Genomic DNA, 22,762 nt, shown 5'->3' with positions numbered 1-22,762 from the left:
ATCGGGCGGCTTTCACACCGGCCCTCCGGGCGCTTCGTTCTTTCGTGTCTCCAGCTTATCAGATGTTTTCCGTGCCGTTCCCGGCGCTTCCTTCACCCAACTCGCTGGCGTCTTCTGCGGCTTGACGCCCCGTCCGACGTTTCAAACTCTAGCCGATCCCCGCTCCGAAAAGCGAATCCGACCGCAATCCCTGAAAACAGGCACGACAAATAAACCCTGAGCCGGAACGCGTCGAAAAGACAACGAAGCGCCTCGGCCCGTAACCGGGAAGAGGTGGTGTTTCAGAGGATTGGCTGCCCCGGGACCGTCCGCGCCGATGCGTGTCCGGTGCTCCCAGCCAGGCAGCTCGAAGAACACTAGACCTCCTGGGCGGCCGAGTCAAGCGCCGGCCTCCGTTCGGGGGACTCCTCGTCGGCCGGCAGCTGGAAGGCGAGGACGGCGACGTCGTCGTCGTGCTCGGAGGTGACGCCCATCGCCCGCAGCAGGCGGGCGCAGACCACGTCGGGGGCGCCGACCGCGCCGGCGAGGGTGCGGGCGAGCTGGTCGAGGCCCTGGTCGATGTCCTCGTCGCGGCGTTCGACCAGACCGTCCGTGTAGAGGACGCCGGTGGTGCCGGGCAGCAGCCGCAGGGTGTGCGAGAGGTGGACGCCTCCCCCGGTGCCCAGGGGCGGGCCGTTCTGTTCCTCGCTGCGCAGGACGGTGCCGTCGGGGCAGCGCAGCAGGATCGGGAGGTGGCCGGCGGAGGCGTAGCCGAGGGTGCGGCGCTGCGGGTCCCAGACGGCGTAGGTGCAGGTGGCGATCTGGTTGGCGTCGATCTCCATGGCGAGGCCGTCGAGCAGGCTCATCACCTTGTGCGGCGGGAGGTCGAGGCGCGCGTAGGCGCGGACGGCGGTGCGCAGCTGGCCCATGACGGCGGCGGCGCGCAGGCCGCGTCCCATGACGTCGCCGATGACGAGGGCGGTCCGGCCGCCGCCGATGGCGATGACGTCGTACCAGTCGCCGCCGACCGCGGCCTCGGCCCCGCCGGGCTGGTAGGTGGCGGCGACGCGGAGGTCGGCGGGCTGGTCGAGCTTCTGCGGGAGCAGGCTGCGCTGGAGGGTGACGGCGGCCTCGCGGTGGCGGCGCTCGGACTCGCGCAGCCGGGCGGCGGCAAGGACCTGGTCGGTGACCTCGGCGGCGAAGACGAGGACTCCGGAGGTCGGGTCGTCGCTCGTTGGAGTGGAAAGGGCGGGCACACCGCCGGCCGGGGCCGGGCGGGCCGGGTCGCGGGTGAGGGGGACGCAGGAGACGTTGTAGTAGCGGTTGCCGGTGAGGCCGAGGATGCAGCGGGCCTTGACGCTGCGGGGGCTGCCGCCGCGGATCACCTGGTCCATGAGGGGCAGGACGCCGAGGGTGCCGAGTTCGGGCAGCGCGTCGCAGGCGGGCAGACCGGTGGGGCGCTCGCCGAAGAGTTCGCGGTAGGCGCGGTTGGCGTAGCCGAGCTGGTGCAGCGGGCCGTAGGTGACGGCGACCGGGGCGGGGATGCGGTTGAGGACCTCGCGGAGGTCCTGGGGCCGGTGGGGGTCGAGCACGCCGGTGGGGTCGAGGGCGTCCGGGGGCTCGGCCGGGCCGGCGGGTCCGGTGGGGTCGCGGGGGCCGGGGACCACGACCGCGTCGCCGGTCGGCGCGGCGCGATCGCTGCCGGCCCCGTTCGGCGGGGTGGCACGCCACGGGACTCCGGTGAGCCGGGCGCTCCAGCGCATGAGGTTCAAACGACGGCCGCTTCCTCGGGTTCCAGACATATCATCACTTTTTGTGCACTCGTCAGCACACGGGGTAATGACTCGGTCGGGCCGATCCTGTCAGGCGGAGACCCGATTCAGGAAGTCGCCCGCGCCCGGCGTGGTCGTCCGGTCGGCCACGGGGCCGGGTCCGTACTCCGAGCGGGCGGCGGCGGCCGGACCGCCGGGGCGGCTCACACCGGCCTCTCGTCGGCGGGTGCCCGCTGTTCGGGCCGGCCGAGCGGGACGACCTCGCGGGAGAAGAGCCCGCCCAGCGCCCAGTCCACCAGGATCCGCACCCGCCGCTCGCCGCTCGGCAGCCGGCGCAGGTGGCGCGCCCGGTGCAGCCACCAGGCCCGGCGGCCGGTAAGCCGTCCGCCGCGCTTGGTGTGGGCGACCGCCCGGCCGAGGCCCAGCGAGGTGGAACAGGCCGGGACCCCGGGCCGGTACGCGGCGATGCCGGGCGCGTGCGGGCCGCCGTCCAGCGCGACCAGCACATTGGCCGCCAGCAGTTCGGCCTGGGCGAAGGCGTGCTGCGCGTTCGGTGCGCACGGCGCCCCGTCCGCGTGCGGGTCGGGCACGGCGGCGCCGTCCCCGGCGGCCCAGGCGCCCGGCAGCGCGCGGCCGTCCGGCCCGAGCACCTGGAGGGTGGGCAGGCAGCGGACCCGGCCGGCGGTGTCCAGCGGCAGGTCGGTGTCGCGCAGCAGCGGGTTCGGGCGGGTCCCGGCCGTCCAGACCAGGGTGCGGGCCGCGAACCGGCTGCCGTCGGAGAGCGCCATGATCCCGCCGGCGGCCGATTCCAGGGTGGTGCGCAGCCGGACGTCGATGCTGCGCTCGCGCAGTTGGGCGAGGGTGTGGTCGGCGAGTTCGGGCGACTCCTCGGCGAGGATCCGGCCGGTGGCCTCGACCAGGACCCAGCGCAGGTCGTCGGGGGTGATGTTGTGGTGGCCGCGCACGGCGTACCGGGCCATGTCCTCCAGTTCGGCGAGCGCGCCGACGCCCGCGTAGCCGGCCCCGACGAAGACGAAGGTGAGCGCGGCCTGGCGGAGCGCCGGGTCGCGGGTGGTGGCGGCCAGGTCGAGCTGTTCCAGGACGTGGTTGCGCAGTCCGACGGCCTCGCCGACGGTGGAGAAGCCGCGGCCGTGCTCGGCCAGGCCGGGCACGGCCGCGGTGCGGGAGACCGCGCCGGGGGCGAGCACCAGCAGGTCGTAGTCGAGTTCGACCGGTGCCGGTGGTTCGCCCGGGCCCGCGGCGTCGGCCCAGGCCCGGCGGGTGGCGTGCTCGATCCGGGTGATCCGGGCGGTGAGCACCTTGCACCCGGTGAGCTCGCGGCGCAGCGGTACGACCACGTGCCGGGGGTCGATGGTGCCGGCCGCGACCTCCGCGAGCAGCGGGTGGTAGGTGAGGTAGGCCTGCGGCTCGACCACCGTGAGGTGGACCTCGCCGCGGCGCAGCCGCTCGCGCAGGCCGCGCTGGAGGTGCAGCGCCGCGGACATGCCCGCGCACCCGCCGCCGACGATCAGGATCCTGATGGCGCACCTCCCGTCGATGGGGCCCGGAGCCCGCCGTCGACCGGGCATGCCCCCATCACGCCCCCCAATAAAGGACCGTCGGCGCCGTCTTGTCCACCGTCCGTGCTGTGGCGGACGGGACCGGTGGTGCCGGGCGGGGACGGATGTGCTGCCGGGGTGAGTTTCTGACGCACTTTCGGCCTCCAACGGCGGTGAACTATGGTCGGATTGTGTGGCGGAGCGGCCAGTGCCATGTCAACTGGCGGCGACGCACCGTGGAGGGGCCATTACGGCCAGTTCTAGTGTTGGCGGGAGAACCCGACTGCGGGACCGTGATCCGGGGAAGGGTAGTTCCCGGACAAGGCCCCGGACGGGCGCCGGTACGCCGGGCCGATCGCACCGATCGGACCGGCGGCGTCCGCCGGATCGGGGTCCGGGTGGTCTGCGCGTGACCGCACCCGCGGTCGGGCGTCACCCGGGCGGCACCATCAACGGCACGAGCGATGGGTCATCGGTCATTTCTTTCATGCGTAGCTGCACCGGGGGGTGCAGGGGCGGGCGACGGCAGGGTCCGGGATCGGATGCCTGCGGGGGAGAGTTGGGATGATGGAACAGGAGCGACTGTTGGGGCGAGCGGGTGCGGCACACTCCGGCCAGGGCGTCGTGCCGGAGCAACGCGGGCCCGCCGAGGCGGCCGGGCCGCCCGGGGTGTCCGGTGCTTCCGGCGCCCACGGGCCGGCCGGGACGGCGTACGCGGCGGTCCCGTACCGGGGCGGCGGCGAGACGGCACAGGCCGGCGCGCCGTCGTCGGGCGCGCGGCTGCGGGTCGACGCCCGCCGGAACCTGGAGAGCGTGCTGCGTGCGGCGCGCGAGGTGTTCGGCGAGTTCGGCTACGGCGCGCCGATGGAGGAGGTCGCGCGGCGGGCCGGGGTCGGCGTGGGCACGGTGTACCGGCGCTTCCCGAGCAAGGAGGTACTGGTCCAGCGGATCGCGGCCGAGGAGGTCGCCTGGCTGACGGCCCAGGCGCGCGAGTCGCTGTACGGCGGCTCGGGGGCGTGGGAGGCGCTGGCCGGGTACCTGGCGCGCGCGGTGTCCACCGGCGCCGGGCGGCTGCTGCCGCCGGAGGCGTTCCAGTACGCCGAGGAGCTGGGGCGGGTGCCCGAGCAGCGTTCGCCGGAGCCGGCCCTCGGGTTCGGTGCCGCGCGGCACGATCCCCCGGGCGACGGTGCGGCGGCCTCGGGCGGGTTCCCGGGCTCCGGGACGGCGACGGCCGAGGCCGAGGCCGCCGCGCTGGTGGCCGACGCGGACCCGCGGCTGCTGCTGCAGCTGCTCGCGGCGCTGGTGGCGCGGGCGGGCGCGGCCGGTGAGCTCCGGCAGGGGGTCACCGTCGCGGACGTGGTGCTGGTGCTGACGGCGTCGGTGCCGGTGCACGCGTGGCGCGGCGCTCCGGCGGGTGCGGCGCCGGTGGGGCCGCCCGGCTCCGCCGCGACGGGCCCGGCGGGCGGGGACGCACCGCAGCAGGCCGGTGGCCGGGCGGCGGACGGCCACCCCGCCGAAGGGCCGTCGGACCGGCTGCTGCAGATCCTGCTCGACGGTCTGCGGGCCCGCTGAGCGTCACTCCGCCGGACGGCCACCGTCCGCTGCGGGCAAGGAGGTTGGGCGACCGGGCGAGGGGCGGGAGCGGGCCGTGCGCCCGGCGCGGGCGGGCCCCGCCGGGGCGTCGCGCGGCGGGCGAACACATCCGCGACGGCCCCACGGAAGAGTGGGCCACGGCCGGTCCGGCTACCGCCCAACTCTGCGCTATGCCATCCTTTGCCCGTGGTTGGAGCCAATGTCCCGATGCGCGCCGTTCGCGCGCCCTCGGCGCCGTGCAGCGGGACCTCGTGCGCCCACGCACTCCCGCGCGCCCTGCCACACTACGGGGGCTGTCATGGAGTCTGGGGTCCGCTGTGAGCGCCGAGGAACAGAACGACTACGGGTACGGCCTCGACTTCGGGCGGTCCGACGGAGCCGGACCCGACTGGGGACCGGACTGGGGTCCTGAGGGGCCGAGCCCCGATCCCGGGGCGCCCGGCAGCGGGTCCGCGGCCGCTCCCCAGGTGTCCGGGCAGGTGCCCGACCAGGCCGGAATGCCCAGCCGCGAGACGCTCTCCGCCTCCGCCGCCGCGTTCCCCCCGGGCCGCGTCCCCGGGCAGGCGCCCGCCGGGCTCGGCGGTGTCACCCCGGAGGCCTTCGTCGGCGCCGGAACCCCGGCACGCCCCACCGTGCCGGCGCCCGCCGACCCGGTCGACGGCGAACGGCCGCCCTCCGACGCCGAGTTGACCGCGCTCGTACGGGCCGGCGACGACACCGCGTACGAGGAGATCTACCGGCGGCACGCCGACTCGGTGCGCCGCTACGCCCGGACCTGCTGCCGCGACAGCTTCACCGCCGAGGACCTGGCCGGCGAGGTGTTCGCGCGCACCCTGCAGGCGCTGAAGGCGGGCAAGGGGCCCGAGTTCGCCGTCCGCGCCTATCTGCTGACCGCCGTGCGCAACGTCGCCGCCGCCTGGACCCGCAGCGAGCGGCGCGAGCAACTCGTCGACGACTTCAGCGTGTTCGCGCAGACCTCGGCCGCCGTCGTCGACCTCGACCTGGCCGACCCGGGCGCCGATGCCTGGGCGATGGCGATGGCCGACCAGCGCATGGTGATGCAGGCCTACGCCGAACTCCCCGAGGACGACCGGATGGTGCTCTGGCACACCGAGGTCGAGCGGGAGTCGCCCAAGACCGTCGCGGTGATGCTCGGCAAGACCGCCAACGCGACCGCCGTCCAGGCCCACCGGGCGCGCGACCGGCTCGCCGCCGGCTTCCTGCAGGCCCATGTCTCGGGCAGCCAGGACCGGGCCTGCGCGGCGTACGCCAACCGGCTCGGCGCCTACGCGCGCGGCTCGCTGCGCAAGCGGGCCTCGGCGGAGGTCGGGGGGCACCTCAGGGAGTGCGACCGGTGCACGGCCGCGTGCCTGGAACTGTCCGAGATCAACCACGGGCTGCGCGCGCTGCTGCCCGGCGGGGTGTTGGTCTGGGTCGGCGTGGGCGGCTTCGGTGCCGCCGCGGCCGCCGTGGGCGGGGCGGCGGTGGTCGGCGGTGCGGCCGCCGGGACCGCGGCCGCCACGGCGGGGGGTGCGGCGACCACGGGCGGCGCCGCCTCGGGTGCGACGGGTGCCGCCGCAGGGGCGGCGGGCGGAGCCGCGGGAGGCGCTGCGGGCGGAGCCGCGGGCGGGGGCGGCGCCGGTGCCGGGGCGGGGGCGGCCGGGGAGGGCCTGGGCACCGCCGCCAAGGCCGGCATCGCCGCCGCCATCGCGGTGGCCGTGGCCGCCGTCGCCGCGTACGCGCTCACCGGCTCGCCGGAACCCGGGCCCCCGGTGGCCGCGCCTCCGGCGGCCGCCCCGGCCACGCCCGCGCCACCGGCCGGGGAGCCCGGGGCCGCCGCCCCGGAACCGGCGCCGCAGCCGGCTCCGGCGAGCGCCGAACCGGCCCCGGCGGAGGAGCCCGCCCCCGCGCCGTCGGCGCCCGCGGCGAGCAGCGCGCCGCCCAGGCCCGTGCCGCCGGCCGCGCCCGGCACCGCGCCGGCCGCCACCGCGGCGGCCTCGCCGACGCCCGCGCCGCCGAAGTCCACGGCGGCACCGGCGACTTCGCCGTCGCCGTCGTCGTCGCCGTCCAAGGCGCAGCCCGCGCCCCCGGTGACGCCGCGGCCGAGCCTGCCGCCGCTGCCGACGGTGCCCGCCGTGCCGCTGCCCGAGCTGCCGACGCTGCCCGCGGTGCCCACCCCCGACGTGCCGGTGATCCCGACGCCCACCGTCGTCCCGTCGGTGCCGACGCCCAGCACGCCGCCGCCACCGGCCGACTTCTGGGCCGACAGCCTCCCGGTGGTCAAGCCCGGCAGCAACCGGGTGCCCCCGCCGCAGCCGGCCGTCCGGCAGAAGGGGAGCGACTGGTTCTGGCAGCGGGACACCGTGGCGGTCGGCGGCGCCGAGCACCGGCACGGCATCAGCGTGCACGCACCGGCGACCACCCTGATCGACCTCAACCGCAGCTGCACGTCCTTCGACGCGGTGGCCGGGATGGACGACCTGAGCGTGACGCTCGGGGGCGTGGTCTTCTCGGTCCAGGGCGGCGACGGGCGGACGCTGTGGAGTTCGTCCACGCTGCGGGCGGGCGACCCGGCGGTGCCGGTGCACGTGCCGCTGGACGGGCAGAAGTCCATCCGGCTGGTGGTGACGCCGGCGAACGGCCTCTGGTCGGCGCTGAACCTGGCCGACTGGGCCGAGGCCCGCTTCCGGTGCGTCTGACGCGGGCCCCGGGGCGGACGGCCGGTTCCGCCCGGTCCGCTCAGACGGCGCAGGAGCCGTCCGCGCAGGCCTCGCCGGCGGGGGCGACCTGCACCGGGGCGGGCCGGCGCTCGCCGATCTCGGTGGCGACCTGCTCCAGCACCCGGCGGAAGGTCTCGGCCTCCTGGCCGCCCTGCACGGCCCACTTGCCCTCGAAGACGAAGGTCGGCACGGCGGTGATGCCCAGCTCGCGGGCCTCGGCCAGCTGCGCGCGGACCTCGGCGGCACCCTCGTCGCCGGCGAGGTAGGCGGTCACCCGGTCCCGGTCCAGGCCCGCCCCGACGGCGACCTCGGTGAGCGCGGTGCGGTCGCCGACGTCCACGCCGTCGGTGAAGTGCGCCTTGAGCAGGGCCTCCTTGAGGCGGCCCTGGACGGCCGCGCCGTACTCGGTCTCGGCGAGGTGCAGCAGGCGGTGGCCGAGGAAGGTGTTGGCGTGCAGGGCCGCGTCGAAGTCGTAGGTGATGCCCTCGGTGAGGCCCAGCTCGGCCACCCGGGCGTCCATCGCGACGGACTGCGGGCCGTAGCGCTCGGCCAGCCACGCGCGGTGCGGGCTCGCGGTGGCCGGGGCGTCCGGGACCAGCTGGTACGGCCGGTAGACCACCTCGACGTTCTCCTTGCCCGCGAAGCCGTCGAGCGCCTGCTCGAAGCGGCGCTTGCCGATGTAGCACCAGGGGCAGGCGATGTCGGAGTAGATCTCGACCTTCATGACGGGGGCTCCAGGGGAGGTGGGAGGGGCGTGCGGTCCGGGACCGGTGAACGATGAACCATCTCGGGACATTCCCGGCGCCCCGGGCGCTCAGCCCTCGGGCGGGGCGGGGACGACCAGGACGGGGCAGGCCGCGTGGTGGACGACGGCGCTGCTGACCGAGCCCAGGAGGAGCCGGGTGAAGCCGCCGTTGCCCCGGGTGCCGAGCACCAGGGTGTGCTGGCGGGCCGAGGCGGCCAGCAGGACCTCGATCACGTTGCCCAGCACCACGTGCACCGACATCTCGGCCGTGCAGGGGTGGGGGCGGGCCTGCTGGACGGTGGCCACCGAGCGGCGCAGGCCGTCGGCCATCGACTCGACCAGGGTCTCCACGCTCTCCTGGACCAGCTCGGCCATCCCCGGGGGGTAACCGGCGGGCGCCGGGTTGACCACGGCGAGCACGTACAGGGGCAGACCGTGCACCTCGGCCTCGGTCATCGCCCGGTCCAGGGCCCAGAGCGACCCGTCCGACCCGTCGCACGCGGCGAGCACCCCCGGCGGCCGTCCCTGCGGCGGCCGGCCGTGCACCGAGAGCACGACGGGAACGGACGGCTCAGGACTGGCACTGGTCACCAGGACCTCCGTGGGTGCGGGGAGAAGCGGGAGACGGGGACGGGGGTCCCCCGCCATGATCGCCGCCCCGCCCCCGCCCCGCCCCCGAGCCGCGCCGGACACGGCCCCGGGGCAACGCGCGGCGAAGCCGTCGCCCGGGACGCCGGACGGGCCTGCCCCCGCTCCGGGAAGGCCGGGGCCGGGAGCGGACGGCGGCTCAGCGGAAGCGGGTGGGGGTGAGGGCGGGGTGGGCGGGGTGCGGCAGGCCGGTCCAGCAGGCGCCGTGGCGCCGGGCGCGGACGCGGCGCAGCCAGAGTTCGGTGGCGACCAGGTCGGCGAGGCCGGCGAGGGTGGCGGGCGGGAGGGCGGCGGCCCGGTCGGTGGCGCGGGCGAGGGCGGCGCGGACGGCGGTCAGGTCGATGAGGCCGGCTTCCGCGAGCAGGGGGGCGTCGAAGAGTTCGGCCAGGCCGTCGGCGGCGAGCCGCAGGCCCGCCCGGGCGGGGGCGGTGCGGTCGGGGCGGGGTCCGCGGCCCCAGTCGGGCGGCAGGTCGGTGCGCCCGGTGCCGGCCAGGACGGACCGCAGCAGCGCGTGCCGGGCCCCGGGCTGGAGGCGGACGTCGTCCGGGAGCAGCCGGGCGGCGCGCACCACCTGGTTGTCGAAGAAGGGCGCGTGCAGGCGCTGGCCGGGCTGTTCGGTGGCGTGCACCAGCGTGCGGAAGCCGCGCGCGTGCCGGTGGAGGGCGTGCCGGGCCCGGTACGCGCCCGGGTGTTCGCCGGGCGCCGGTTCGCGCGCCGCCAGCCGCAGCCGCAGCGCGACGGCGGAGAGCGCCTCGTCGGACAGCCAGCGGGCGGCCGGTCCCGGGACCACCCAGGCGAGGTCGTCCGCCGAGCGGGTGCCCGCCGTGCCGCCGCCGTCGGACGTCCGGCGCAGGGTCAGCCTCACGGCCGTATCGTCGAGCGCCTCCGCCCACCGGCTGCGGGCCAGCCGGTGGGCGGCGCGCACCACGGTGAGCGGGGTCCGCAGCGCGCCCGTCAGGACGCCGGCGGCCGCCCGGTCGGCGCCGGCCAGCGCGGCCACCGGGGAGAGCAGTTCGCGCGACCGGCCGGCCCGGAGCAGATCGGCCAGCCGGGCCGGGTGCCCGTCCAGGACGTGCCGGGCGCCGTAGCCGGTGAGGTGGTCGGTGCCGCCCGCCTCGAACCGGGCTCCGGCCCACGCCGCGGTGACGAGTTCCGGCCCGGGCTCGTCGGTCAGCCGCCCGGCCGTCGGGTCGGTGCGCAGGTCCGCGTAGGGCAGGGTGTCCGGGCCGGTGGCGAGCACGGTGTGGCGCAGCCGGGGCACGTCCGGCGCCGGGACGGCGGCCGGTGCGGCCGCCGCCTCGCCGGAGGTGACGGCGGCGACCGGTTCGGGGGCGGCCCGCAGCCGGGCCGCGGTGCGCGCCCAGGACCCCTTGACGGCCCCGGTGCGCACGACGGCCGGCCGCTCGGGGGCCGCTCCGGTGCCGGCCGGCGCCGGCCCGGGCCGGCGCGGCACTCCGCCACCGCTGCCCGCCCCGGCCGCGAGCGGGACGGCGGCGGCGAGCAGCGCGACGGTGGCGGACGCCGTCCCGTAGGAGAGGTCGACGCCGAGCCGGGCCCGCCCCGGCGGCCCGGCCGGGCTGGTGCGCACCCGGAAGCGGACCGACTCCAGCAGGGCCCGGGTGAGCTCCCCGACGGCCGCCGCCTCGCCGCGCCCGCGCGCCGCGCCGGCGCCCGGCTCGTCGTACCCGGAGAGGAACGGCCGCCCGTCGCGCAGGCCCAGCGCGTGCCCGGGCGGCACCCGCTGCACGCCCAGGTAGGGCGTGCCGGTGCCGAGCGCCTCCGGCGCCTCGGGGCAGGCGAGCCGGGCGGCCAGGTGGCCGGTGTCCAGCGGGGCGCCGACCAGGTCGGCGAGCGGCAGGGCCGCGGTGGCGTACGCGGTGCCGCCGCCCCAGGGGGTGTGGAAGACCGGCCGGGCGCCGGCCAGGTCGGTGAGCAGGACCGTGGAGCGGGTGCCGCTGCGCAGCACGACGGTGTAGCTGCCGGGCCAGGCGGTGAGGTGGCGGACGGCGCCGCCGCGGGCGGCGGCCAGGCCGGCGGCGAGTTCGGCGTCGGTGGCGCCGCAGGCGCCGAGGACGGCGAGCCGGAGCACGGCGGGTCCGGGCTCGACCGGGTCGGGGGCGGCGGGCCCGGTGGTGACCACGGCGGGGGCGCCGGGTCGCAGGGTGACCAGACGGATCTCCTCGGGCCGCCAGTCGCCGACGGCCCAGAGCGGGTCGGGCCCGCTCCACAGGGGGCGCGCGGCGATCGGTGCGACCGCGCCGGGCGGCTCGTGCGCCGGTGTGCCCGGCCGGGGCGCGCCCGTGCACCAGCCCGTCAGCCACCGCATCGCGCCTCCACCGCACGAGGACCAGCACCGCTCGGCGCGCCCGTCAGCGGGCGGTGCCCCTGGCCGGCCCGTGGCGCACCGTCAGAGGACATGGTGCCACCGGTTGCCCGCCCGGCGACCGGAGTTGATGTTTCCGGTACGCGTCCGGCCGGACGCGCGCGTCCGTCGGCACGCGGCTCGAACGCCCGGACGGCAACCCGGCCGCCTCCCCGCCGGGGCGGGCCGGGCCTCCCCCTCCTCGGCCCGGACCGCCCTCCACGGCGCCCTGTCATGGCCATCGCGAAATGGCCGAAAGGCGTCGCTCTGCCCGGGAGGGCATCCGCATGCCCTCCCGGACGTCGCCACCGCCCGCGGGGATGTAGGCGGTGGCGTCCCCCGGCCCGCCGGGTCCTCGACGGCGGGCCGACCCACGACCACCAGCGAATCGCCGACCAGCCGGTCGGGCCAGGGGGCACGGCCGGGCGCACATCGACACGGGACCGGAGCACGGCACTCCGGCGCTCCCCCCGGACGCTCCCGGGCGGCCGGATCCGGGTGGTCCGGACCAATCCGCCGAACCGTCGGCCGGCCGGGCCCGGGCACGCGATCCCGCCATCCGGAATGCGGCCTCTTAACCGTCGGAACGCGTCCGACTACTCTAGGTACAGCAGCTACGGCCCGGGGCCTCCCGGGCCCCGCGCACAAGGCCGCAGGAGGTGCCGCCGCCACCATGACCGTCAGCCCACGAGGACCGAACGAACGGCTCGGCACGCTCCTGACCCTCGCCCAGATCAGCAACGCCGGGCTGGCCCGCCGCGTCAACGACCTCGGCGCCCAACGCGGGTTGACGCTCCGCTACGACAAGACCTCGGTGGCCCGCTGGGTCAGCAAGGGCATGGTGCCGCAGGGCCCCGTCCCGCACCTGATCGCCACCGCGATCGGCGGCAAGCTCGGCCGGCCGGTGCCGCTGGAGGAGATCGGCCTCGGCGACACCGACCCGGCGCCCGAACTCGGCCTCGCCTTCCCGCGCGAGGTGCCCGACGCCGTCCGCTCCGCCACCGACCTCTGGCGGGTCGACCTCGACCTGCGGCGCGGCCCGGGCGGCGGTCGCTGGAGCGACAGCCTGGCCGGCACCTTCTCGGTCGCCGCGTACGCGACCCCGGTCTCCCGCTGGCTGATCACCCCCGCCGACGGCTCGGTGGCCCGCGAGGTGCCGCGCTCCCCCGCCGAGGCGGGCTCCTACCGGGTCGGCCACTCGGACGCCGCCAAGCTCCGCGAGGCCGCCCAGGAGGCCCGCCGCTGGGACTCCAAGTACGGGGGCGGGGACTGGCGTTCGTCAATGGTGCCGGAGTGCCTGCGGGTCGAGGCGGCGCCGCTGCTGCTCGCCTCCTACAGCGACGCGGTGGGCCGGGCGCTGTTCGGCGCGACGGCCGAACTCACCCGGCTGGCCGGGTGGATGGCGTTCGACACCGGCCAGCACGAGGCCGCCCAGCGCTACTACATCCAGGCCCTGCGGCTCGCCCGGGCCGCCGCGGACGTCCCGCTCGGCGGCTACGTGCTGGCCTCGATGAGCCTGCAGGCCGGGTACCGGGGCTTCGCCGAGGAGGCCGTGGACCTCGCCCAGGCGGCCCTGGAGCGCAACCGGGGCCTGGCCACCACCCGGACGATGAGCTTCTTCCACCTGGTCGAGGCACGGGCCCAGGCCAAGGCGCGGAACGCGGCGGCGTGCGCGACGGCGCTCGGGGCCGCGGAGAGCGCACTGGAGCGGGCGCGCGCCGGGGATCCCGATCCGGCGTGGATCGACTTCTACGCCTACGACCGGCTCGCGGCCGACGCCGCCGAGTGCTTCCGCGACCTCGGCGTGCCCTCCAAGGTCCGCCAGTTCACCCGGGAGGCGCTGGCCCGGCCCACCGAGGGGTTCGTCCGCTCGCACGGCCTGCGGCTGGTGGTCTCCGCGATGGCCGAGGCCGAGGCGGGCAACCTCGACGCCGCGGTGGCGGCCGGCGAGCGCGCCGTCGACGTGGCCGGGCGGATCTCCTCGCAGCGCAGCCGCGAGTACGTGGTGGAGATGCTGCGCAGGCTGGAGCCGTTCCAGGGCGAGCGCCGGGTGCGCGAACTGACCGAACGGGCCCGCGCGGTCATCGTCGCCCCGGCCTGACCGTGCGCCCGGGCGCCCCGTGACGCCCCCTCGACCGGCCCCCGCCGGCATGGCAGCATCGCCGTCGGACGGGGGAGGGTCGGACGAGGCGAGGCGAGGAGCGGGCCGTGCGGTACGACGTCGACGTGCTGGTGGTGGGGGGCGGGATCGTCGGGCTCGCCACGGCGTACGCGCTGACCGGGGCCCGGCCCGGGCTGGGGCTCACCGTGCTGGAGAAGGAACCCGGACTGGCCGCCCACCAGACCGGGCGCAACAGCGGCGTGATCCACAGCGGCGTCTACTACCGGCCGGGCTCGCTCAAGGCCCGGTACGCGGTGGCCGGCGCCGCCGAGATGGTGGAGTTCTGCCGCGCCCACGCGATCCCGCACGAGGTCACCGGGAAGCTGATCGTCGCCACCGGGCCCGCCGAGCTGGACCGGCTGCGCACCCTGGCCGAGCGCGGCCGGGCCAACGGCATCCCGGTCACCGAGCTGGACCGCCGGGGCATCGCCGGGTACGAGCCGCAGGTCACCGGCATCGCCGGGCTGCACATCGGCACCACCGGCATCTGCGACTTCCCCGCCGTGGCCGCCGCCTACGCGCGGCTGGCCCGCGAGGCCGGGGCGGAGATCCGCACCGGGGCCGAGCTGCGGGCGGTCGCCCGGCGGGCCGACGGCGTCACCGTGCAGACCTCGGCGGGCGAGCTGCGCTGCCGGGTGCTGGTGAACTGCGCGGGCCTGCACAGCGACCGGATCGCCCGGCTGGCCGGCGACGACCCCGGGGTGCGGATCGTGCCGTTCCGCGGCGAGTACTACGAACTCGTCAAGGAACGGCGGGAGTTGGTGCGGGGCCTGGTCTACCCGGTGCCCGACCCGGCGTTCCCGTTCCTGGGCGTCCACCTGACCCGGGGCGTGCACGGGGACGTGCACGTCGGCCCGAACGCGGTACCGGCCCTGGCCCGCGAGGGCTACGACTGGCGCACCGTGCGGCCGCGCGACCTCGCCGGCACCGCCGCCTTCCCCGGCACCTGGCGGATCGCCCGCCGGCACTGGCGCTACGAGCTGGGCGAACTGCACCGCTCGCTGTCCAAGCGGGCGTTCACCACGGCCGTCCAGCGGTTGCTGCCAGCCGTCACGGCGGCCGATCTGGTGCGGGCCGGGGCGGGCGTCCGCGCCCAGGCGGTGGCCCGGGACGGCTCGCTGCTGGACGACTTCGCCTTCGCCGGCTTCGACCCGGACGACCCGCGCTCCACCCGCCGGCTGGTGCACGTGCTGAACGCGCCCTCCCCGGCGGCGACGGCCTCGCTGCCGATCGGCCGGGAGGTGGCCCGCCGGGCGCTGGCCGCGCTGGAGGCGGGCGGCTGAGGGCCGGCGGAGGACGGGCGGCGGGCGGGAACGTGGGGACCGTCACAGGCCCTGCGGCCCGCGCCCGACGGCCCCGTAGACTCGGGGGATTGTGACTGCCACCGCCCCGATCCCCCAGCCCTCGCCCTCCGCCCGGCTCTCCGCGGCACCCGCCGCGTACCCCGCGCCGATGTACCCGCACAAGGCCACCGAGGCCCAGCACAGCGAGCGGCGCATCCGCAGTTTCCAGCCGCGCCGGGGCCGGATGACCAACGCCCAGGCGGGCGCGCTGGACCGGAGCTGGGAGAAGTACGGCATCGCGATCGACGGCACCCCGCTCGACCTGCCCGCGCTGTTCGACGGCCTGCCGGTCACCCTGGAGATCGGCTTCGGCATGGGCGAGACCACCGCCGCGATGGCCGCCGCCGACCCCGCCATGGGCATCCTGGCCGCCGACGTCCACACCCCCGGCCACGGCAACCTGCTCGGCCTGCTGGAGCGCGACGGCAGCACCAACGTCCGCCCGGCCGCCGGTGACGCCGTGATCCTGCTGCGCGACATGCTGCCCGACGCCTCGCTGGCCGGCCTGCGGGTCTACTTCGCCGACCCGTGGCCCAAGCCCAAGCACCACAAGCGCCGGCTGGTCCAGCCGTCCTTCCTGGAGCTGGTGCTGCCCCGGCTGGCGCCCGGCGCGCTGGTGCACTGCGCCACCGACTGGGAGCCGTACGCCGAGCAGATGCTCGCCGTGCTGTCCGCCTCGCCCGAGCTGGAGAACCTGCACCCCGAGGGCGACGGCACCGGCTGGCTGGAGCCGGCGGACCACCCGGACGGCTCCGTCCCCGGCTACGCGCCGCGGCCCGGCTGGCGCCCGGTCACCAAGTTCGAACGGGCCGGCCTCGCCAAGGGCCACGTGGTGCACGACCTGCTGTTCCGCCGCCGCTGAGTCCCCGCCGGGTGTTCGACCCGGCGGGCCCCGACGGCCCCGGCGGCCGCCGGCGGGCCGGCCCGGAGCGGGGCGTCCGCTCCGGCTCCCCCCGGCCGCCGGGCGGCGTGGCCTACCCTGTGGCGCGTGAGCACCCCGTCCGGCGATGGGTACCACCTCACCGTGCGGGCCGCCGACGACCGAGAGACGCCCACGCCCACCGCCGGTGCCCGGACCGTCCCGGGGCCCCGGAGGCGCCGGGCGCACCGGCTCCTGCCCGCCGCCCCCGCGCCCGCCCCGGCCGTCTCCCCCGCGGACGCCGCGGACCCCGCGGCCCCCGTGTCCGCCCCGGCCCGCGCCGCGCGCTGGCTGCGCTCGTCGGCGGTCCCCCCGGTGACCGCGACGGTCGTGCTGGCGCTGGCCGGCTGCGGCGTGCTGATCCTCCACCTGGTCCGCCGCCAGACCGGCACCACCGGGCTGCTGGTCGGCCTCGGCCTGGCGATGGTCCCGCTGCCCTTCGTGCTCGGCGGGCTCGCCTGGCTCAACCAGACCGCCCGGGTGCCGCTGCGGTACACCGTCTTCTGCCTCGGCTGGGGCGCCTGCGCCGCCACCACCGTGGCCATCCTCGCCAACGGCTGGACCAGCACCTACCTGAGCGCCCACCAGGGCGGTCTCGGCGAGGCGCTGGGCGCCGACCTGGTCACCCCCGTGATCGAGGAGAGCGCGAAGGGCGCCGCCCTGCTCGTCCTGCTGCTGCCGCTCGGCCGGCGGCAGCGCTGCGCGGGCCGGCGCGGCGGCCGTCCCCGGCCCGGGCCCGGCGGGCCGCCCCGGCTGCCCGGCCCCCGGCAGCCGCGCGGGTACCGCCGCCGGCTCGCCCGGCCGCACGCCCGCGGCCGGCTGCGGCTGCGCCCCTACCTGCGCCCGCTGCCCCACCCGCTGCCCCGTCCGCGCCCGGGCCCGACCCCGTCGGTGGCCGGCGGGCGGGCGGCGCTCCCCGGCCACCGGCGGGCCCGCTCCCGGCCGCGCGCGCTGGCCGCCGGGGTGGTGCTCGGCGGGATCACCGCCTGCGGCTTCGCCTTCACCGAGAACGCGCTCTACCTGGGGCGGGCGTTCACCGACGACCAGCAGCAGCGGCTGGACAGCATCGGCCTCGGCGAGCCGCCCAGCCTGCGGGACTTCGACAGCACCGTGCAGACCTTCGTCCTGCGCGGGCTGCTCTCTCCGTTCGCCCACCCGCTGTTCACCGCGCTGACCGGGCTGGGCCTGGCGCTGACCCTCACCACCGGGCGCCGCGCGCTGGCCCGGCTGGCGGCGCCGGGCGGGCTCGTCCTGGCGATGGCCCTGCACGGCACCTGGAACGCCGCGGCCGATCTCGGCACCCGGGGCTTCCTGCTGGTGTACGCGGTGCTGATGGTGCCCTGCTTCGCGGCGCTGGTCTGTCTCGCCGCCTGGGCCCGGACCCGGGCCGGGCGGCACCCCGCCCGGGGGCCGGCGCGGGGAGGGTGAACGGTGCCAGGGCCGGACGGACGGGGGGCGGATGTGGAACCGATTTCCCATCCGGGCGACTTCCCCGTATGGTGGTGTTCACCGACGCGGGGTGGAGCAGCTCGGTAGCTCGCTGGGCTCATAACCCAGAGGTCGCAGGTTCAAATCCTGTCCCCGCTACTCAGTAGCCGAAGGGCCCGGAGGATTCTTCCTCCGGGCCCTTCGTCATGCCGGGAAGGATCCGCCCCGACCGCGTCCCGACCGCGTCCCGGCCTCGTGCGAGCCGCGTCCCGGCCGCGGCACGGTCCTGCCACGAAGGTGTAACGGCACGGCGCGTCAAGATCGCCTAAGTAATATTTCGATCATACTGAGCGGGAAAATCACCCGTTCGGACGCGCACTGTCGCGCCGGGTTAGGAAGCACACATGCTCTCGAAGCGCCTTGCCGGCACCGCCGCGATCTGTCTGCTGCTCGCGGCCGGAGCCACCGCCTGCGGCGGCGACAAGGACTCCGCGACGAAGCTGGACACCGCCAAGCTCAGCGCCGAGGAGATCCAGAAGAAGGCCAAGGACGCCCTCGCCGGCGCCACCTCGGTGAAGGTCGTCGGCTCCATCAGCAACGCCGACGAGAAGATGACCATCGACCTGGCGGTCGACACCAAGGGGCAGTGCAAGGGTTCCGTCACCATGCCCGGGGTGGGCAAGTTCGAGCTCCTGGGCGACGGCAAGCAGGTCTACCTGAAGCCGGACAGCGAGTTCATCGCCAATGTCGCCGGGGGCGGCGCGGAGGGCGCCAAGGCCGCCGAGCTCCTCAAGGGCCGCTACATCGCGGGCGTCCAGGACGACCCGGAGATGAAGGAGCTCACCACCGCCTGCAACCTCAAGGACCTCACCAAGAGCTTCGTCGAGGACGGCAAGTCCACCGACCTCACCAAGGGCTCGGCCGGCACCGTCAACGGCGCGAAGAGCTTCAGCGTGAAGTCCAAGAACAGCAGCGGCGACGAGATGGTCCTGCACGTCGCCACCGAGGGCACCCCCTACCCGCTGCGGATCGAGAAGACCGGCAAGGGCGGCGGCCAGGCGGACTTCACCGAGATCGACAAGCCGCTGACCGTCCAGGCCCCGCCGGCCGACCAGGTCATCGACTACTCGAAGTTCAAGTCCGAGGCGACGCCCGCCTGATCCGAGGACGGCCGGCCGGAACGGCCGCGGAAAATGCGTTGCCCTCCACCCGGTGGCCTGCCTACGCTGGCGGCACACTGAAAGGAGGTGATCCTGAATTGAGTTCCATCAGGATGCGTGAGGTGGCTGCTCGCTAGAGCCGCCCCTGCCTGCGCAGGGTGGGGCCCCAGGCCTCCGGCAGGCGAAATCCCCAGCAGTCACCCGGCCCGCGGGCTCACCGGTACATCCCCGGTGCCTCGGCGACCGGCCCCTCCCAGGGCCGGGACGCCGCGGAGCAGCCCGCGGGCCGTCTGCGTTCCCGGACGGCGCCCGACGCCGCCGGACGCGGCCGGACGGGTGTGTCCGCGCTCCGCGCGGGGCATCACGCCCTCGGCGTCGGGGGCATCCCCGCTAGAGTCGGCGCGCGCTCCGCAGGGGCGGGGTGCGGGCACCGGGGGTGGTGGGCGATGGCAAGGACGGCGACCGGGCGGACCGGCGGCGCGGCGGCCGTGCGGACGGCGCAGCGGGCGGCGGCCGGGATGCTGCCGGGCGCGGGCCTGGTGGGGCTGCTGCTGTTCTCGCTGGGACGGCCGCACCCCTGGCAGGCGCTGGGCGGCGGACTGGTGGTGGCCTGCGCGGCGACGCTGGCCGGCGGTGCGCTGGGGTTCCTGTTCGGGGTGCCCCGGGTGCGCGGCGCCGGGGGCGCGGAGGGCGGCGGAGGCGCCGGGGGCGGCGAACCGCACGGCTCGTACGCGCCGAACACCAATCTGGAGCAGGTCTCGGACTGGCTCACCAAGGTGCTGCTGGGCGTCGGGCTGACCCAGCTCGGCTCGCTCGGCGAGCGGCTCGACCGGCTCGGTACGGCGCTCGCCCCGGCCCTGGGCGGGGGTGCGGGCACGGCGCCGTTCGCGGCCGCGCTGGTCCTGTACTTCCTGCTGCTGGGGTTCCTGGCGGGCTGGCTGGTGACCCGGCTGACGCTGCCGCGGGTGCTCTCCGACGCGGACCGGGCGCTGGACCTCTTCCTGGCCGGGCAGGACCGGGACCGCAAGGGCGACAAGGTGGGCGCGGACGACCTGCGGATGCGGGCGATGCAGCACCTGGGCCTGGTCGGCACCAGCGCCGGCCCGCCGGAGGACCTGCCCGGCTCGATGCTGCCGGCGGACCGGACGGCCGGGCCGGAGCGGGTGGTGGCCGAGGTCCGGTCGACGGCCCGGCGGTCGGCGCTGACGGCGCCCCGGGTGCGGGAGCTGTTCGAGGACGGCTCGGAGGGGCGGCGGATCCAGGCGCTGGCCCTGATGCAGGGCGATCCGGCGCTGGCCGACCTGGCGAGCGTGCTGGAGGCGATCGAGCGCCCGCGCTCCGGGTTCGAGCAGTACCACGCGCTGCTGGCGGCGCGCGGGCTGATGTCCCGGCTGCCGGCCGAGGAGGCGCGGCAGCTGCGGGACGCGGTGGCCGGGCGGCTGATGGCGCCGGACGGGATCCCGTACGGCTCGGACCGGAGCTGGCTGGCGGAGAAGATCCTCGCGGGGCTGGACACGCCGGTGTTCCTGCCGCAGCAGCAGGACGGAGCGCAGCCGGTGGCGTCCGGGAAGGCGTCCTAGAGCGGGAAGCGGAGCTCGGGCCGGTCCCAGTCGATCGGCGGCCGGGCCGCGAAGGTGCCGGTCCGCTCGGCTCCCATCCGCAGGTAGAAGGCCTCGGCGGGCGGGTGGGAGACGACCCGGACGCCGCCGGTGACGCCGACGGCGCGGGCGCGGTCGAGCATGTGGGTGATCAGCCGGCGGCCGACGCCGAGGCCCTGCGCCGCGTCGGCGACGAACATCAGGTCGAGGTCGGCGGGCTCGGTGACCAGCGCGTAGAAGCCGAGCAGGTGGTCGTCGTCGGCGCGCACGGCGAGGTGGACCTCGTGCCGGGCCAGGTACTCGGGCGTCACCCGGTAGCCGGCGATCATCGGCGCGTAGGCGCCGCGGTAGGCGGAGCAGTCCTGGATCAGCGCGGTGAGCCGGTGGGCGTCCGAGGCCGCGGCCGGCTTGATCAACATCTCGGTCATGGTCGATGAGTATAGGGGTGAACAGACCTTATGACCATTACATCGGATGGCCGGCCCGACGCAGGACGAGCACCCGCTGGGCACGGCCGCCCCGGTCGGCGGGCGGCAGTACACGGACCTCGCTGGCGATCCGGCGCTCGCCGAGTGCGCGGCGGACGGCGTCCAGACGGGCGGTGCGGCGGCCCTCGCCGTCGTACAGCGGGTGGACCCGGACCTCACCGCCGGGCGCGGTGACCCGGACCAGCTCGGCCAGCGCCGCCAGCTGCCGCCGCGGTCCGAACAGCTCGGGGTACGCGAAGAGCAGGTAGCCGCTCAGGGTGAGGGCGAAGGTGCCGTCCGCGAAGGGCAGCCGGGGCAGCGCGGCGGCGACGTACTGCCCGGGGTGGGCGGCGCGGTCGGCGGCGAAGAGCCGGCGGGCCCGGTCCCAGCCGCGCAGGTAGCGCTCGGGCCGGCGGTGCCGGCGGGCCGGGTAGAGGTCGGGACGGGCCTCCATCGCGGCGGCCATGGCGGCCCGGGCGGCCAGGGCCCGGGCGGCGATCTCACCGGCCGGGCGGGCGTACACCGGGTCGGCGGCGACGACCAGGCAGCCGAGCGGGCGGGCCTCGGCGGCGAGCGCGGCGGCCCCGCCGGGGCAGTCGAGCAGCGGGCCCGGCAGGGCGGCGAGCGCGGCCCGGGTGAGGCCGAAGAGGCCGCAGTACTCGTCCAGCGGACGGGAGGTGACCAGGGGTGCGGGCGGGGCCCCGGCCGGGGCGCGGGCGGTTCGGTCGGCCATCGCGGCCATCCGACCACGGCCCCCGGCGGCCCGCACCCGGAGGCGTCCGGGCGGGGGCCGCCGGGGGCGGGGCCGGCGGTCAGCGGCCGAGCAGGCCGCGGGCGGCGAGGCGGTTGACGTTGGTCAGGCCGCGCACCAGCTGCGGGGTCAGGAAGACGAAGAGCATCCCGAGCAGGCAGACCCCGGCGATCTGCAGCGGCGACTCGACGTAGTACACGTGCCGGACGCCGTCGCTGTCGGTGAAGTCGAAGAACCGGTAGCCGGGCCAGTCGACGTAGCGCGGGAACACCCAGTGGTAGACGGGGTAGAGCGCGAGCACCCAGCCGACGCAGAGGAAGACCAGCGACATCACCATGCTGAGGATCGCCCAGGGGAACATCACCACCTGGTACAGCACGGCCTTCCAGCCGGCCGCGTCCGCGATCCGGGCGGTGATCGCGCCCCAGACGCCCGGCCGCACGGCCCGGACCGGCGCCGGGGCGGGCACGTCCAGAGCGAGCAGGCCGCGCACCCGGGCGCGCTCCAGGGCGCCGAAGCCCCGGGCGGCGGAGGTCAGCGCCGCCAGCACCGGCAGGCCGAGCACGGTGACCACGGTGCCGAGGCCGAGGGAGAACAGCGCGACCGCGACGACGAAGCCGGCGACCGCCAGCGGCAGACCGGTCAGCGTGAAGCCGACCTCGCGGTAGAAGTAGGAGGTGAACGGGGCCCGCCAGGCGTACGGCGGCTCCTCGATGCGGCGGGCCGCGGCGCGGCGCTCGCCGCCGTCGTGGCCGTCGTACGCGTGGTACTCGTCGTACTCGTCGCGCTGCATGCTGTGGGTGCTCATGGCCGGTCTCGGTCCCTCGGGTCGGTCGCGGGTCGGGCTCGTGGGGTCTGTCCTGCTGACTCCCACAGCCTGTCAAAGCACGCCCGGCCCCGGACATCCGGCTCCCCGGCGAACCGGGGGTGGGGTTATCCCCCCTGAGCGGCGCCCCCGGCCGGTTCGTCGTCGGCGAGCAGCGCGTACTGGTAGGCGTCGCGCCAGCCGTCGTGGCGCCGGTAGTCGTGCCGGACCCGGCCCTCCAGCCGGAAGCCCGCCCTGGTCAGCACCCGGATCGAGGCGGCGTTGCCGACGTCGGCCCGGGCCTCCAGCCGGTGCAGGCCGAGCGGGCCGAAGGCGAGGTCCCGCAGCAGGCCGACGACCTCGCCCGCGTAGCCGAGCCCCCAGACGTCGCGGCGCAGCGCGTAGCCGAGGTGGGCGGCCCCGTGCGGGCGCAGGCCGAGCGCGGCGTTGCCGATCGGGACGGCGCGGGCCGGGTCGTCGGCGTCGGCGAGGCGGACGACGGCCAGCCGGTAGACCTCCCGGGGTTCCCGCTCCGCCTCCTCCAGGTACTGGGCGACCTGGTCGGCGCAGGTTTCGTGGTCGCGCGGCGCGAACGGCAGGTAGCGGGTGGCCTCCGGGTCGCCGAACACCGCGTGCAGCGCGTCCACGTCCTCGGGGGTCTGGTGGAACTCGCGGACGGCCAGCCGGCGGCCGGTGAGTCGGACGGGGACCATGGCTCCCGACCCTACCCCCGACCAGCGGTTACGGTTCGT

At 76.8% G+C, this 22,762-nt stretch carries 16 protein-coding genes, 1 tRNA gene and 1 pseudogene; 9 read left to right on the top strand and 9 right to left on the bottom strand.

Going from position 1 to position 22,762, the window contains the following annotated elements; all coding sequences use genetic code 11:
- Window positions 1–413: 413 nt before the first annotated feature.
- Window positions 414–1,751 (bottom strand): annotated as a pseudogene (locus ACF1AK_RS08820) (PP2C family protein-serine/threonine phosphatase); the annotation flags it as partial.
- A gap of 203 nt (window positions 1,752–1,954) precedes the next feature.
- Window positions 1,955–3,256, bottom strand: coding sequence for an NAD(P)/FAD-dependent oxidoreductase (locus ACF1AK_RS08815; RefSeq protein WP_391498014.1), 1,302 nt, complete (start codon window positions 3,254–3,256; stop codon window positions 1,955–1,957).
- A 621-nt stretch (window positions 3,257–3,877) separates the two neighbouring features.
- Here ACF1AK_RS08815 and ACF1AK_RS08810 point away from each other — a divergent pair.
- A complete protein-coding gene (locus tag ACF1AK_RS08810) occupies window positions 3,878–4,882 on the top strand; it encodes a TetR/AcrR family transcriptional regulator (RefSeq protein ID WP_391498013.1) in 1,005 nt (334 codons plus the stop codon).
- 338 nt (window positions 4,883–5,220) lie between these two features.
- Complete coding sequence (locus ACF1AK_RS08805; protein WP_391498012.1) at window positions 5,221–7,602, top strand: sigma-70 family RNA polymerase sigma factor; 2,382 nt, start codon at window positions 5,221–5,223, stop codon at window positions 7,600–7,602.
- A gap of 40 nt (window positions 7,603–7,642) precedes the next feature.
- Here ACF1AK_RS08805 and ACF1AK_RS08800 read toward each other — a convergent pair whose 3' ends face one another.
- The 3 genes from ACF1AK_RS08800 to ACF1AK_RS08790 all read right to left on the bottom strand — a co-directional run bounded on the left by ACF1AK_RS08800 (window position 7,643) and on the right by ACF1AK_RS08790 (window position 11,342).
- The gene (locus ACF1AK_RS08800; RefSeq protein WP_391498011.1) at window positions 7,643–8,347 is read right to left on the bottom strand and encodes a DsbA family oxidoreductase; all 705 of its coding nucleotides are present in this window, start codon (window positions 8,345–8,347) and stop codon (window positions 7,643–7,645) included.
- Window positions 8,348–8,437: 90 nt separating this feature from the next.
- A complete protein-coding gene (locus ACF1AK_RS08795) occupies window positions 8,438–8,959 on the bottom strand; it encodes a universal stress protein (RefSeq protein ID WP_391498010.1) in 522 nt (173 codons plus the stop codon).
- Window positions 8,960–9,155: 196 nt separating this feature from the next.
- A complete protein-coding gene (locus ACF1AK_RS08790; protein ID WP_391498008.1) occupies window positions 9,156–11,342 on the bottom strand; it encodes an asparagine synthase-related protein in 2,187 nt (728 codons plus the stop codon).
- 709 nt (window positions 11,343–12,051) lie between these two features.
- Between ACF1AK_RS08790 and ACF1AK_RS08785 the strand changes: the two genes are divergently transcribed.
- The 7 genes from ACF1AK_RS08785 (at window position 12,052) to ACF1AK_RS08755 (ending at window position 19,969) form a co-directional block, all read left to right on the top strand.
- Complete coding sequence (locus tag ACF1AK_RS08785) at window positions 12,052–13,479, top strand: MFS transporter (RefSeq protein WP_391498006.1); 1,428 nt, start codon at window positions 12,052–12,054, stop codon at window positions 13,477–13,479.
- Between the two features lie 107 nt (window positions 13,480–13,586).
- Window positions 13,587–14,822, top strand: a complete 1,236-nt coding sequence (gene lhgO / locus ACF1AK_RS08780) for an L-2-hydroxyglutarate oxidase (RefSeq protein WP_391498005.1) — start codon at window positions 13,587–13,589, stop codon at window positions 14,820–14,822.
- Window positions 14,823–14,913: 91 nt separating this feature from the next.
- Window positions 14,914–15,744, top strand: coding sequence for a tRNA (guanosine(46)-N7)-methyltransferase TrmB (gene trmB, locus ACF1AK_RS08775; protein ID WP_391498004.1), 831 nt, complete (start codon window positions 14,914–14,916; stop codon window positions 15,742–15,744).
- Window positions 15,745–15,870: 126 nt separating this feature from the next.
- On the top strand, window positions 15,871–17,229 hold the full coding sequence (locus tag ACF1AK_RS08770) for a PrsW family intramembrane metalloprotease (protein ID WP_391498003.1): 1,359 nt from the start codon (window positions 15,871–15,873) through the stop codon (window positions 17,227–17,229).
- Window positions 17,230–17,314: 85 nt separating this feature from the next.
- Window positions 17,315–17,388: transfer RNA gene (locus ACF1AK_RS08765), tRNA-Met, on the top strand.
- Between the two features lie 245 nt (window positions 17,389–17,633).
- Complete coding sequence (locus ACF1AK_RS08760; protein ID WP_391498002.1) at window positions 17,634–18,389, top strand: hypothetical protein; 756 nt, start codon at window positions 17,634–17,636, stop codon at window positions 18,387–18,389.
- A 446-nt stretch (window positions 18,390–18,835) separates the two neighbouring features.
- Entirely contained in the window at window positions 18,836–19,969 is a 1,134-nt protein-coding gene (locus ACF1AK_RS08755; protein WP_391498001.1) for a hypothetical protein, read from the top strand.
- Here ACF1AK_RS08755 and ACF1AK_RS08750 read toward each other — a convergent pair.
- From ACF1AK_RS08750 to ACF1AK_RS08735, 4 genes are all read right to left on the bottom strand, one after another.
- The gene (locus tag ACF1AK_RS08750; RefSeq protein ID WP_391498000.1) at window positions 19,966–20,415 is read right to left on the bottom strand and encodes a GNAT family N-acetyltransferase; all 450 of its coding nucleotides are present in this window, start codon (window positions 20,413–20,415) and stop codon (window positions 19,966–19,968) included. The genes ACF1AK_RS08755 and ACF1AK_RS08750 overlap by 4 nt on opposite strands.
- A gap of 37 nt (window positions 20,416–20,452) precedes the next feature.
- A complete protein-coding gene (locus ACF1AK_RS08745; protein ID WP_391497999.1) occupies window positions 20,453–21,187 on the bottom strand; it encodes a class I SAM-dependent methyltransferase in 735 nt (244 codons plus the stop codon).
- A 79-nt stretch (window positions 21,188–21,266) separates the two neighbouring features.
- The gene (locus ACF1AK_RS08740) at window positions 21,267–22,013 is read right to left on the bottom strand and encodes a sensor domain-containing protein (RefSeq protein ID WP_391497998.1); all 747 of its coding nucleotides are present in this window, start codon (window positions 22,011–22,013) and stop codon (window positions 21,267–21,269) included.
- 125 nt (window positions 22,014–22,138) lie between these two features.
- Window positions 22,139–22,723 carry a GNAT family N-acetyltransferase gene (locus ACF1AK_RS08735; protein ID WP_391497997.1) on the bottom strand — a complete coding sequence of 195 codons (585 nt, stop codon included), beginning with the start codon at window positions 22,721–22,723 and terminating at the stop codon, window positions 22,139–22,141.
- Between the last annotated feature and the right edge of the window lie 39 nt (window positions 22,724–22,762).

It is taken from the genome of Kitasatospora sp. NPDC015120, assembly GCF_043080305.1.
GTDB lineage: Bacteria > Actinomycetota > Actinomycetes > Streptomycetales > Streptomycetaceae > Kitasatospora.
Note: the sequence above shows the minus strand (reverse complement) of the source record. Positions and strands in the feature narration are given on the sequence as shown.

Excerpts from the sequence above, each read along its gene's own strand:
- ACF1AK_RS08815 (WP_391498014.1), bottom strand. The coding sequence starts at position 3,256 with ATGTCCGCGGCGCTGCACCTCCAGCGCGGCCTGCGCGAGCGGCTGCGC.
- ACF1AK_RS08810 (WP_391498013.1), top strand. The coding sequence starts at position 3,878 with ATGGAACAGGAGCGACTGTTGGGGCGAGCGGGTGCGGCACACTCCGGC.
- ACF1AK_RS08800 (WP_391498011.1), bottom strand. The coding sequence starts at position 8,347 with ATGAAGGTCGAGATCTACTCCGACATCGCCTGCCCCTGGTGCTACATC.
- ACF1AK_RS08790 (WP_391498008.1), bottom strand. The coding sequence starts at position 11,342 with ATGCGGTGGCTGACGGGCTGGTGCACGGGCGCGCCCCGGCCGGGCACA.
- ACF1AK_RS08785 (WP_391498006.1), top strand. The coding sequence starts at position 12,052 with ATGACCGTCAGCCCACGAGGACCGAACGAACGGCTCGGCACGCTCCTG.
- ACF1AK_RS08760 (WP_391498002.1), top strand. The coding sequence starts at position 17,634 with ATGCTCTCGAAGCGCCTTGCCGGCACCGCCGCGATCTGTCTGCTGCTC.
- ACF1AK_RS08755 (WP_391498001.1), top strand. The coding sequence starts at position 18,836 with ATGGCAAGGACGGCGACCGGGCGGACCGGCGGCGCGGCGGCCGTGCGG.
- ACF1AK_RS08750 (WP_391498000.1), bottom strand. The coding sequence starts at position 20,415 with ATGACCGAGATGTTGATCAAGCCGGCCGCGGCCTCGGACGCCCACCGG.
- ACF1AK_RS08745 (WP_391497999.1), bottom strand. The coding sequence starts at position 21,187 with ATGGCCGACCGAACCGCCCGCGCCCCGGCCGGGGCCCCGCCCGCACCC.
- ACF1AK_RS08740 (WP_391497998.1), bottom strand. The coding sequence starts at position 22,013 with ATGAGCACCCACAGCATGCAGCGCGACGAGTACGACGAGTACCACGCG.
- ACF1AK_RS08735 (WP_391497997.1), bottom strand. The coding sequence starts at position 22,723 with ATGGTCCCCGTCCGACTCACCGGCCGCCGGCTGGCCGTCCGCGAGTTC.